Origin of the sequence: Burkholderia thailandensis E264, assembly GCF_000012365.1 — a bacterium.
Taxonomy (GTDB): Bacteria; Pseudomonadota; Gammaproteobacteria; order Burkholderiales; family Burkholderiaceae; genus Burkholderia; species Burkholderia thailandensis.
Map to the genome: position 1 here is coordinate 296,592 of NC_007651.1, position 11,924 is coordinate 308,515.

Sequence of the window (11,924 nt, forward strand, 5' to 3'; positions counted from 1 at the left end):
GTCGGTTGCGTGCGTCGCGCGCATCGTGTGGTGATCGCATAGGTTCGTTTTGCATGACGAAGAAAAGCTAGTTCGACGCGCGATGCCGATCAGGCATTCGGGCGTTTCTCCGGCGCGGGGCACAGGCGGCCGTCGCGATCGACGTCGAAGCTGAAGCCGCGCCAGATCACGCGCGACGACGAGAAGCTCGCGACGAAGATGCCGAATGCGATCAGGTCCGCGAGCGGCAGCGGCCACAGGTCGCGCACCGGCCGTTTCGTCGCGTGATCGACGATGCATTTCGAGACGGCGCGCGCGGCGAGCGAGGCCGGCACGAGCGGCCACGCCCACGCCGCGCCGCTCGACAGCACGCTGGCGAGCAGCGCGAGCGCGAGCGGGTGCGTGAGCAGCGAGCCGAGGTGGCCGCGCGGATCGACCGCGCGGATCGTGCGGCTCCAGCGCAACTCGTGCTCGACGAGCTGCGCGACCCGCGTCTCGACGCAGCCGTGTTCGATCGCGAACGGCGGCACGACGACTCGCGCACCGCACGCGCGCACCGCTTCGCCGATCGCGTGATCCTCGGCCAGATGATGCGCGAATTGCGCGAGGCCGCCTATCGCATCGAGCGTTGCGCGGCGCATCGCGATCGTCTGGCCGAAGCACGGTCGCGCGAGTTTCAGCGCGAGGCCCGTCACCACGCCCGGCAGGAACTGATGATTGGTGACGAGCGCCTCGACGCGCGGCCAGAAGCCGGGGTCCGGGCGGCCGCGATAGACGCAGGTCACGAGCCCGACGTCCGGTTCGTCGAGTTCGCCGACGATATGCCGCACGTAATCGGGGCCGACGCTCACGTCGCTGTCCGCGAAGATCAGCACGTCGTGCACGGCGGCGGGCAGCATGTTGACGAGGTTCGCGATCTTGCGGTTCGGGCCGTACAGGCGGGCGTCGGCGACGATCGTCACGTGCGCGCCGGGAAACGCGTCGCGCAAGGCATCGACGGCGCGCAGCGCGGGATCGTCGCGATCGTGCACGCCGAACAGGAACTGGATCGGGCCATCGTAGCGCTGCTCGCAAAAGCTCGCGAGATTCGCGAACAGCGTCTGCTCGTTACCGTGCAACGGCTTGACGATCGTGACGGGCGGGCACGCGCGCGGCTCGCGCGGCGCGCGGGCGAAGAAGCGGTGCGTGAGCGCTGCCGCGACGAGCGTGTACGCGCAGCCGAATGCGGCGGCGATCGCGCACGGCGCGGCGAGCAGGCAGGCGAGCAGCGCGACGAAGCGGCCGATGTCCCCGAACGAGATCAGCTCGGCCGCGAGCAGCGCGCAGACGGCGCCGGCGAGCCACGCGAGCGCTTTCATCGCGCGACCTTCGGCGTGCGCAGACGCGCACGAACGGCCGCCGCGCGATCGTTCGGACGATCGTGGCGACGTGCGGCGAGATCGAGACAGGACAAGCTGATGGCTCCGCGTGAATGCGACTCTCGTCGGGAGGCGCCGGGCCGGCGTTCGCGTGCGGCGCGCGTCCGGTCCAGCATGCCTTGTCCGGGCGCGCGCCGCAACGCTTAAATTGCGACGCGAAGCGGCGCCGGTGTGCGGCCGGACGAATCACCGTAACGCGCGGAGCCGACTTTCCGATGGCGTTATCGTGACAAATCGGTTTAGGGCCCGTTCACGCCAATAACGCACGTTCTCCCGATTTTTGCGTTCATTCGCCGGGTTGGCCGGCGGAAGGGCAGATCGCCGCGCCACGCATCCTTGCGAATGCACAGAGTATTCGCTTCGTCCCGTTCCTCGCGCTCGGCCCTTCTGCCGGCCGGCGCAAGTCCGCTATCAGCGTGAACGGGGCCTAGGGCGTGTTCACACTACATTGGTTTGAGGTTATGCTTCGGAGATGGAAATCTCCGAAGCCCAATTCAAGCAGATCGAACATTGCCTGCCGCGACAGCGTGGCAATGTGAGCCTGTCGAACCTGCAAGTGCTCAACGCGATCCTTTATGTGGCCGAGCACGGATGTAAATGGCGCGGCCTGCCACCACGTTTCGGCCGCTGGCACACGATCTACACGCGCATGAACCGTTGGTCTCGCAACGGTGTACTGGACCGAGTGTTCACGGAGTTGCAGCGCGCGCAGATCATTCGCGTTCGGATTGAAGCGGTATCGCTGGATAGCACGATCGTGAAGGTTCATCCTGACGGCACCGGTGCGTTAAAAAAAATGGACCTCAAGCCATCGGCAAGTCTCGCGGAGGATGGACAACCAAGATTCATATGGTTGCCGCGGATGCTCGAACAGCCATAACGTTCGCACTGTCGCCCGGTCAAGCCGGCGATGCGCCGCAGGGACGTGCACTGCTCGAACGCCTGGGGCCGCCGAATCGGCCGCTGCACCTGCTGATGGACAAGGCGTACGAAGGTAACGAAACCCGACAACTCGCGCTCGATCTCGGCTTCATCCCGGTCGTCCCTCCGTTGAGTACGCGCGTCGAGCCTTGGGAATACGACCGGGAAATGTACAAGCGTCGTAACGAAGTCGAGCGGCTGTTCCGTCGATTGAAGGGTTTTCGTCGCATCTTCTCGCGCTTCGACAAACTCGACTTGATGTTCATTGCCTTTATCAACTTCGCCCTGATTATCGAAGCCCTTCGATAGTGTGAACACGCCCTAGACGATTCGACGGCGCGCGGGCGGCGGGCGCGCGGCGCCGCCGTGAACGGCGCGCGCGGCGCAGGAAATGAAAGGTGTGACAGATGAGGAAAGCGAAACGGGTCAGAACGCGATCGTCGTGCGTACGCCGACGATCGCTTCATTGCCGATTCGCGTGCCCGGCTCGTTCGGGTTCGGGATGCCGCCGCCCGGCCGGAATGCGTACTGGAAGTCCGCCTGCAATTGCCACCACGGCGTCATCTGATACTGGTAGGTCGCCTCGAGCAGCGTTTCCGCGCGGCGCACCGGATAGCCGGGCGTCTGGAACACGCCGGCGTCGCCGTCGGCGCCGCGCGCGTGCGAGCCGACTTTCGCGTAGCTGACGGCGAGCCCCGCCGTGTCGTTGTCGCGTCCGGCGAACGGCGCCCTCAGCGTGACGCCGGCATTCAGCGTGAAGTCGACCGTGTTGCGATCGCCGGGTGCGCCCATCACGCGTGCGAACACGTTCAGCGAGCGCGGGCTGTCCGCGCCCGGGCGCCATACCATCTGGTCCGCGACCGCGTAGAAGCCGTAGTTGCCGCGATGCGTCGCCGCGATGCCGTTGCTTGCCGGATCGGCGAGCGCGACGCCGTTCGTGTCGTAGCGCGGATCGGCGAAACGCTCCGAGTTGTACCAGACGCCGAGCTTGTACATGCCCGGCAGGCCCGCCGGCTGCGGCGCCTTCGGGTCGGCGGGCGGCGCGTTCAGCGCGTACTGGAGCTCGCCGATGAAGAGCGCGCCGTTGCGCAGGTTGAAGTTCGTGCCGTGGCGATTGAGCTGCTGCGCGTCGCCGACGCCGCCCGCCGGATTGCCGTCGAACACGCCCGCCATCACCGTCCACGCATCGGAGGGCTTCGCGCGCAGCCGCACGCCGAGCGACGACAGCGGATACGCGGGGCCGCCCGCCGGCATGTCGACGGCCGGCAGCACGGGCCAGCCGAACGTCGCGTTGATGAACGTGCTCGCGTACTGGCTCACCATGAATTCCTGATCGAGGCTTTGCTGGCCGATCTTCACGTCGGCGCGGCCGTTCGCGAACGACTGCTGATACCAAAGTTCCCAGAGGCGCGTCGTCCCCTCTGCCTCGATGCCGCTCGCCGTCTGCAGCAGTTGCAGGTTGCGCGACGTGAGGCTCGTGCCGTGAATCTGCAGGCCCGACACGTTGAACGTGCCGCCGGGCAGCCCGATGGCCTTTTCGGTGTCGACGCTGAAGCCGAATTGCGTGAGGCCGCCGTATGCGCCGCCGCGGCTCGTGCCGCCCGACAGGTTGCGCAGGTATTCGCTCGTTTCCTGCAGGTTCAGCGTGATCCCGTGATCGCCGAGCTTGCTGCGCAGGCCGCCCATGTCGCCGAACAGGTTCGAGCGTTCCCAGAAGCCGGTGGGAGCGGGCGTGGCGGCGGCATCGGGGGCCGGCGCGGCGGATCGCGTCTGCACGCCGTCGATGGCGAGCGCCGCGGAGGTGGCGGCGGCAGCGGGCGATGCCTGCGCGGCGCTTTCGGACGCGGAGGCGGCGGCGCTCGCTGACGCGGCTTGCGCGAGTGCGGCATGCGGGACGCCGAGCGACAGCAGCAGCGGCAGGCCGGAGGCGACGCCGGATGTGACGAGCATGTGATGAACGGTTTTCTTCATGACGAATCGTTGCTTGGATGAATGCGGGCGAGAATATCGCCCGCTCGCCGCTTGAGGTTGCCCGGCGGACACGGCGAACCGCCGGGCTTGCCGGGTGCTTACGAGAACCACCAGCTGACGCGCATCGCCTGATTCAGGCCGGTGCGGTAATCCGAGGCGGACAGCAGCGCGACGATCGCGACGGCGCCCGCGATGGCGCCCACGATCGCGCAGCCGACCGGCCGGGCCGGAAACCTGGTGCCCGGCAGCGTGCCGTGGCTCGCGGCGTTCGCCGCATGCGCGCGCGGCGAGATCGACGACACGACGATCCGGCGGCTCGCGAGCTGGGCGTGGCGCCCGAGCTTAGCCTTGAAAAATCGAACAAGCATGACTTCGCTCCTGTCCGCTCCGGCTTGCGCCGGACGACATGACACATCGCTTGCGCGCCGGACGGCGGCTTGCGACGAGACCTGAACAGAGCAAGCGTGCTGCGGACGAGCGGACGGAGGCCGCCGACGATGAAGCGCGCTAACTCGACCAATGCGAGCTAGCGGCGAGGGGGAACCAAACGGCTAGCGCGCGATTGCATTGCCGGCTTCGACCGGCATCGGACTGCAACTACTGGGGGACGTGTCCACGAGGGACTCTCCTTCTGTGACGAATCGCGGCGGATTGTATGTGTGCCGCATGCGGGCGCGCAAGCAAAAAACGAATAAAAATGCCGGATCGATCAGCATCCGGCGAAATCGGCGCGTGCGCGCGACATTCGCCGCGCGCCGCGCGTTCCGGCTTTCGATCCGGTTCCCGCTCATGGGCGATTGAAAGCAACGGACACGGTTTCATTGCGTAAAAACTTACAGTGCCGGAAGGGCGAGAATTTTTCTTCGTGAAGCTGATGATAGTCATTGACTTTCGATCGATCGCCTACCTAGAATCCGGCCATCTCCACAAATGGGGCAGCGTCCTTGGACACTTGCAGTAGTCGACCTTTGAGCAGTTTTCCTGCCTGAACGGCAAGACGTCCGCGCCCTTTCCATCGCCGCCGTTCAGCCGATCAGGCAGACGGTGCGCGCCGCAGTTAGCAGTCCCACTCCCCGTGCATCCTTGATTTGCGCCGCATGAGCGCCGCGTTTTCGCGCGCCCGTCGCGGCATTCGCCGCGAACCTCGGTTCGCGGTGCGTGTTCGCTTGGCGCCCGGCGCATGCTTCGCATGACGGCCGCGCCGAGCGTGCGTGTTCGCGTGCGCGCTTGCCGCGCGCGCGTGCATGCAGTGGTCAACCGTCAACCTTCAGACAAGGAGCCGACATGCCGGACAGTGACAGTTATCCCATATGCCGCACCCTGGATCTTTTCGATTTCGATCATCAAGGGAAGCGCGTAGGGTCCGACCGATAGGCGCATCGCGCGCATGACGTTCGGGCACGCGGCTTCCCGCCATGCGCGAGAACCCGCGCCCGGAGAATCATCATGCAATTCGGTCTGCTTCTGTCGCAACTGCCGCACGTCAACGAATCGCGCGTCCACTACGACGCGATGCTGTCGCTCGAAGCCGCCGGCAAGCCGGCATCCGTCTCGTTCTGGCAGCGCCTGAAAACCCTGATTTTCTGAATCTCGATGCGCTTTCGCATACGCAAGCGAGGCCGCCGCGGCGCGGCGCTTGCGCATGCCGGACGAGCGCGCCGACGCAAGCCATACCCGTTGGGAAATCCAGTATGTCCACGCCAACCGACGTTTCACCGCCAATCGCCATCGAACGCAGCGCGGTTCTCGACCACGCGCATGTCGGCGATATCAAGGGCGCGCTCGGCACGATCGCGCTTCACGACACCGCGCCTCGCAACACCTGGTGGGCGCGCGTGCGCACGCTGCTCGCGATTCTCGGGCCGGGCCTCATCGTGATGGTCGGCGACAACGACGCCGGCGCGTTCGGCACCTACACGCAAGTGGGGCAGAACTACGGCACGACGCTCTTGTGGACGCTGCTGCTGCTCGTGCCCGTGCTGTTCGTGAATCAGGAAATGGTGCTGCGTCTCGGGGCCGTGACGGGCGTCGGTCACGCGCGGCTCATCTTCGAGCGGTTCGGCAAGTTCTGGGGTGCGTTCAGCGTGGTCGATCTCTTCGTCCTGAATGCGCTGACGATCGTCACCGAATTCATCGGCATCACGTTCGTGCTCGATTTCTTCGGCGTATCGAAGGTCGCGGGCGTTTGCATTGCCGCGGCGCTGACGATGGCGGCTGTCAGTACAGGCGATTTGCGCCGGTTCGAGCGCTTCGCGGTCGCGCTCTGCCTGTTGAGCCTGTTGCTCGTGCCGGTGCTCGTGTCGATCCATCCGCCCGTGCATCAGATGACGCGGGACCTGTTCGTGCCGGGTTGGCCCGCGCACGCGAAGCTCTCCGACGTGATGCTGCTCGTGATCGGCATCGTCGGCACGACGATCGCGCCATGGCAGCTGTTCTTCCAGCAGAGCTACGTGATCGACAAGCGGATTACGCCGCGTTTCATGAAATACGAAAAGGCGGACCTGTGGATCGGCATCGTGCTCGTGATGATCGGCGCGATCGCGATGATCGCGTTTTGCGCGGCGCTCTTCGAGGGACGTCCGGAGGCGGGCAACTTCACCGATGCGGGCGGCGTGATCGCGGGCCTCGCGAAGTACGCGGGCCACACGAGCGCGACGCTCTTCGCGATCGCGCTGCTCGACGCGTCGATCATCGGTGCGGCCGCCGTGTCGCTCGCGACCGCGTACGCGATCGGCGACGTGTTCAAGATCCGTCATTCGCTTCATCGAAGCGTATCGGATGCGAAGGGTTTCTACCTCGTCTATTTCGGCATCGTCGCCGCGGCGGCCGCGCTCGTGCTGATTCCGGGCAGCCCGCTCGGACTGCTGACGGAAGCGGTGCAAACGCTCGCGGGCGTGCTGCTGCCGAGCGCGACCGTATTCCTGCTGCTGCTGTGCAACGACAAGGCGGTGCTCGGTCCGTGGGTCAACTCGAGAAAACTGAATCTGTTTACGGGGGCGGTGATCTGGGTGCTCGTGATGTTGTCGATCATCCTGACGGCGTCCGTGATGTATCCGGACATGACCGGCGAGACGATGATCGAGGTGCTCGCGGGCGGCACGCTGCTCGCGGCGCTCGGCTGCGTCGCGACGCTCGCGTTGCGCAAGCGCGGCGGCGAGCCCCCCGAGCCGGCCGAGTCGGCCGTCGAGCGTAGCCTGCGGGACACGTGGCGGATGCCCCCGCTCGACGCGCTGCCGGCGCCGCGGATCACGCTGTCGACGCGCATCTGGATGGGCGTGCTGCGCGGCTATCTGGTGCTCGCGGTCGGGCTCGTGATCGTGAAGGTCGTGCAGATGGCGTTTTTCAGGTAGCCGGTGCATGCGGCCGTTCGACGCGCAGCGGCCGTTTTCCGGCGATTCGATTCTTTCGGGCGCGACAGGATGAAGCGCTACGCATGGGCCGCATCGATGACGGCGGTGTTGCTGCTCGCCGCGTGCACGCGGACGGACGACGCCGTGAGCAGCAAGACCAATGATGCGCCCGCTTCGGGCGCGAGCGAATGAGCGCGAACGCGCCCGCGATGCATGTCGCGCGCTCCGGAGCGTGCGGAAAAGCGGACGAATCGTTCGAATGAAAGGCGTCCGAAAATTATCCGACATAGTTTGACAGTTGCGTGGGCGGCACTGAGCTAAGCTGCTTCGCGCGCGGCGACGATCGCGATCGTCGTCGATCTTGCGCCGCGCATGCGTTCCGGTTCGCTGTCGTGCGCCGGCGCGCGCATTCGCCGGCGCCTTGCGCGTCGGCTCGTGAGCGGTCGCGCCGAAGTAACTGGTGCTACCGAATGTGACAAACGCGGCGCTGCATGAATGTCCGTGCAATCATGCTCGCTCACGTTCAACCTAAACGGTGATTGCGATGGGAATCCTGAATACGGTAGGTGAGATTGCAGGCGCGGTGGCGGCCGTCGAGGCGGCCGAGAAGGTCGATCCGGATGCCGGCCTGCTGACGAAGGCGGCGGCCGCGGTCGCGGGCTTCAAGGGCGCCGAGGCGCTCGAGAATCTCGTCGAGAAAAAGAAGGACGACGAAGCGGCCGACGGCGACAACACGGCCGCGCCGGACGGCGACACGTCGCAGGCATGACGTGCGTTCGCGCGGCGATTGCGCGCCGCGCACGGCACCGATGAAGCGGAGGGCGTCGCCCTCCGCTTTTTTCTTGGCGGCGCACCGGGGAATCCGCTGATGATTGCGCTGCATGACAGTGCGCACGCACCGCGCCGCATGAAATTCGAAAACTTGCTATCGTCCGGTCATCGAGGCTTCGATCAGGCGGCGCTATGGAATTCGACTACGATCTCTTTGTCATCGGCGCGGGCTCGGGCGGCGTGCGCCTGAGCCGGGTCGCGGCGTCCTACGGCGCGCGCGTCGGCATCGCCGAGGAAGAACGGATCGGCGGCACCTGCGTGCTGCGCGGCTGCATTCCGAAGAAGCTGCTCGTCTATGCATCGCATTACGGCCACGATGTCGAGGATGCCGCGGGCTTCGGCTGGACCTTCGACATCGGCCTCTTCTCGTGGCCGGCGCTCATCGAGGCGAAGGACCGCGAGATCGCGCGCCTGAGCGGCATTTACGGCGATCTGCTGAACAAGTCGGGCGTCGAGATCCACGCGGGGCGCGCGACGCTCGTGGACGCGCATACGGTCGACGTCGCGGGACGGCGCATCACCGCACGGCACATCGGCGTCGCGACCGGCTCGCGGCCGGTGCTGCCGCCGATTCCCGGCATCGAGCACGCGATCACGTCGCGCGAGGCGCTCGACTTGCCCGAACTGCCCAGGCGGATCGCGATCGTCGGCGGCGGCTACATCGCGGTCGAGTTCGCCGGCATCTTCAACGGTCTGGGCGCCGACGTCGACCTGTTCTATCGCGGCGCGCAGATCCTGCGCGGCTTCGACGACGACGTGCGGCGCGCGCTGCACGGCGAGATGACGAAGCACGGCATCGCCATCCATACGCACGCCGGGATCGACGCGATCGAGCGCGGCGCCGACGGCGCGCTGACGCTCAGGCTCGCGCAAGGCGCGTACGGGCCGTACGATGCGGTGCTGTACGCAACGGGGCGCGTCGCGAATGGCGACGGGCTCGGGCTCGAAGCGGTCGGCGTCGCGCGCGACGCGCGCGGCGCGATCGAGGTCGATGCATATTCGACGACGACGGTGCCGTCGATCCACGCGATCGGCGACGTCACCGCACGCCCGCAACTCACGCCCGTCGCCACGCGCGACGGCATGCTGCTCGCGGCGAACCTGTTCGGCGGCAAGCGGATCGCGGCCGATCATCGCTACATTCCTTCCGCGGTGTTCAGCCAGCCGGAGATCGCGACGGTCGGCCTCACCGAGGCGGATGCGCGCGCCGAGCTCGGCGCGCTCGACATCTACAAGACGTCGTTCCGCGCGCTGCGGCACACGTTGTCCGGCCGCGACGAGAAGACGTTCATGAAGCTCGTCGTCGCGCGCGACAGCCAGCGCGTCGTCGGCGCGCACATGGTCGGGCGCGACGCGGCGGAGATCATTCAGGGCATCGCGATCGCGATCCGCGCGGGCGCGACGAAGGCGCAGTTCGACGAGACGGTCGGCATCCACCCGACCGCCGCGGAGGAATTCGTCACGCTGCGGCAGAAGGAGCCGGACGACGCGTGACGCGCGCCGACGATATGCCCGCGCCGCGCCGCGCCGTGTCGGGTTGACGGCGTGCCCCGCCGCATGCGCCGCCGTCAGTTGCCGTTCGACGCGATCGAGCCGCCCGCGCCGACGCAATCCGTCTGATATTTCTGCATCAGCTTTTGCTGCGCGTCGTCGATGTCGTCGGGATAGCCGCTTTCGTCGCCCGCGGAAGGATCGTAGCCGACCGATTCCAGCTCGGACAATTCATTCATCAGTTGCGCTCGCGTGACGGGCCCCTTCGTGTGCACGAACGGGTAATCCGAACATTGCTCGGGCGTGAGCTTCGGCGCGGCGTGCGCGGCGGCGCCGAACGTCAGCGCGAACGCGCACGCGAGCGTGCGGACCGGGTATTTCATCTGCGGCTCCTTCGTGTATTCGATGTTCCGGTTCGAGCAACCGATCGATTGCCCGGCGATGCCGGCCGTGGCGCGGATCGCGGAATGAAGGCTAAGCGTCGCGATTTGTCGAAACGGCAACGCGCGGATGAAATTTGTTTCATCCGCGCGTTGCCGCAAAACTCGGCTTTGAGATTTAACGCGGATATCTAAATAATTATTCATGCCGCTGTTCGCGAAACGTTACGTGTGCGTTGGTATCGTCGGGTTCACGGATGGCGCACGCGATGTGTGCTCCGTGCATGCAGCACGACGGGCAACGAACCGACAAGACGAGAATGGGGTTGGCGATGATGCGGACGGTGAGCGCAATGATGCTGGCGGCCAGTTTGTTCGCGCCGGCGATGTCATACGCGAAGGTGCAGGGCGAAGGCGGCCCGATCGCCGACGTGACGCTGATACGGAAGGCAATCGAAAGCGAACGGCGCGCGGCCGATGCTGGCGGCTGCGATTGCCGGGCAACGGCGGATGCATCCGAGCGCGCATGCGGTGATCGGGTAGCGAAGGGGGCGCACGCATCGGGCTGACGCGCTTCGTCGCTCGCTCGCGCGGGCGGGGCATCACGCGACGTCGATGACGCGACGGCGGTGAGTTGCGCGACATCGCTCGGCGGCGGCGCGCGCCGTGGGGCCGAAGATTAAATAATTTTTCATGAAGCCGACGGCGCGCTTTCACGCGCGCGCGTGTAGTCTGCTCTCGATCGCCGGCCGTGCGTCGCGGCTCGCGCCGCGGTGCACGGCGGCCACGTTCCGAAGAGCTGATACCGAATATGGCAACATGTATGCCTGCAAACAACCCGTCGTGCCCGCCGCGCACGGTGGTCCCATCCGTCGCGGCGCCCGATACGCTCATGTCGCGAGTGCTCACAATCGAAGATGACGAAATCACGGCGAATGAAATCGTCGGCGAATTGAAAAGCCGCGGCTTTACCGTCGATTGGGTCGCGAACGGCCGCGACGGCATGGCGCGCGCGATCAGCGACGATTACGACGTGATCACGCTCGACCGCATGCTGCCCGGCGTCGACGGCCTCACGATCCTGACCACGATGCGCAGCATCGGCGTGCGCACGCCGGTGCTGATGCTGAGCGCGCTCGGCGACGTCGACGAGCGCGTGCGCGGCCTGCGCGCGGGCGGCGACGACTACCTGACGAAACCGTTCGATACCGAGGAAATGACGGCGAGGCTCGAGGTGCTGCTGCGGCGCAGCCAAGCGTCGCCCGCGCCGTTCGAGACGACGCTCGCCGTTGGTCCGCTGACGCTCGATCTGATCTCGCGGAAGGTCTATCGCGACGGCGCGGAGATCGCGCTGCTGCCGACCGAGTACCGCGTGCTCGAGTTCATGATGCGTCATGCCGGGCAGACGATCACGCGGATGATGCTGTTCGAGGCCGTATGGGGCTACCACTTCGACCCCGGCACCAACCTGATCGACGTGCACATGGGCCGCCTGCGCAAGAAGATCGATCCGCCGGATGCGACGCCGATGATCCGGACCGTGCGCGGCGCGGGCTACATCCTTTCGTAAGCGGATTTTTCCG

At 66.3% G+C, this 11,924-nt stretch carries 12 protein-coding genes; 8 read left to right on the forward strand and 4 right to left on the reverse strand.

Annotated features, from left to right (window positions below; all coding sequences use genetic code 11):
* Positions 1-89: 89 nt before the first annotated feature.
* Positions 90-1,337 (reverse strand): bacteriohopanetetrol glucosamine biosynthesis glycosyltransferase HpnI, encoded by a 1,248-nt coding sequence (gene hpnI / locus BTH_RS13545; protein ID WP_009893405.1) that lies wholly within the window; start codon positions 1,335-1,337, stop codon positions 90-92.
* Positions 1,338-1,869: 532 nt separating this feature from the next.
* On the opposite strand from hpnI, the gene BTH_RS33575 reads away from it, so the two are divergent.
* Positions 1,870-2,627 (forward strand): IS5 family transposase gene (locus tag BTH_RS33575; protein WP_099005207.1). Its coding sequence is split into 2 segments (ribosomal slippage): positions 1,870-2,185 and positions 2,185-2,627, totalling 759 coding nucleotides; the frame shifts between segments, so codons are not numbered across the junction.
* A gap of 117 nt (positions 2,628-2,744) precedes the next feature.
* Here BTH_RS33575 and BTH_RS13555 read toward each other — a convergent pair.
* Together BTH_RS13555 and BTH_RS13560 are read right to left on the reverse strand one after the other, a co-directional pair.
* A complete protein-coding gene (locus BTH_RS13555) occupies positions 2,745-4,289 on the reverse strand; it encodes a carbohydrate porin (RefSeq protein WP_009893401.1) in 1,545 nt (514 codons plus the stop codon).
* 98 nt (positions 4,290-4,387) lie between these two features.
* A complete protein-coding gene (locus tag BTH_RS13560; protein WP_009893399.1) occupies positions 4,388-4,657 on the reverse strand; it encodes a hypothetical protein in 270 nt (89 codons plus the stop codon).
* A gap of 1,078 nt (positions 4,658-5,735) precedes the next feature.
* Between BTH_RS13560 and BTH_RS34490 the strand changes: the two genes are divergently transcribed.
* The 5 genes from BTH_RS34490 to gor all read left to right on the forward strand — a co-directional run bounded on the left by BTH_RS34490 (position 5,736) and on the right by gor (position 9,964).
* Positions 5,736-5,876 carry a hypothetical protein gene (locus BTH_RS34490; RefSeq protein WP_009893394.1) on the forward strand — a complete coding sequence of 47 codons (141 nt, stop codon included), beginning with the start codon at positions 5,736-5,738 and terminating at the stop codon, positions 5,874-5,876.
* Between the two features lie 104 nt (positions 5,877-5,980).
* Positions 5,981-7,639 carry an NRAMP family divalent metal transporter gene (locus BTH_RS13570; RefSeq protein ID WP_009893392.1) on the forward strand — a complete coding sequence of 553 codons (1,659 nt, stop codon included), beginning with the start codon at positions 5,981-5,983 and terminating at the stop codon, positions 7,637-7,639.
* Positions 7,640-7,708: 69 nt separating this feature from the next.
* Entirely contained in the window at positions 7,709-7,831 is a 123-nt protein-coding gene (locus BTH_RS35475) for a hypothetical protein (protein ID WP_009893391.1), read from the forward strand.
* 352 nt (positions 7,832-8,183) lie between these two features.
* Positions 8,184-8,408 (forward strand): hypothetical protein, encoded by a 225-nt coding sequence (locus BTH_RS13575; protein WP_009902342.1) that lies wholly within the window; start codon positions 8,184-8,186, stop codon positions 8,406-8,408.
* Between the two features lie 194 nt (positions 8,409-8,602).
* On the forward strand, positions 8,603-9,964 hold the full coding sequence (gene gor / locus BTH_RS13580) for a glutathione-disulfide reductase (protein ID WP_009893387.1): 1,362 nt from the start codon (positions 8,603-8,605) through the stop codon (positions 9,962-9,964).
* Between the two features lie 74 nt (positions 9,965-10,038).
* Here the strand turns inward: gor and BTH_RS13585 are convergent, their stop codons facing one another.
* A complete protein-coding gene (locus BTH_RS13585; RefSeq protein ID WP_025369647.1) occupies positions 10,039-10,344 on the reverse strand; it encodes a DUF4148 domain-containing protein in 306 nt (101 codons plus the stop codon).
* A 281-nt stretch (positions 10,345-10,625) separates the two neighbouring features.
* Here BTH_RS13585 and BTH_RS13590 point away from each other — a divergent pair, with 281 nt between their 5' ends.
* Positions 10,626-10,910 carry a hypothetical protein gene (locus tag BTH_RS13590; protein ID WP_226805923.1) on the forward strand — a complete coding sequence of 95 codons (285 nt, stop codon included), beginning with the start codon at positions 10,626-10,628 and terminating at the stop codon, positions 10,908-10,910.
* Positions 10,911-11,233: 323 nt separating this feature from the next.
* Entirely contained in the window at positions 11,234-11,911 is a 678-nt protein-coding gene (locus BTH_RS13595; protein WP_009893384.1) for a response regulator transcription factor, read from the forward strand.
* Positions 11,912-11,924 lie beyond the last annotated feature (13 nt).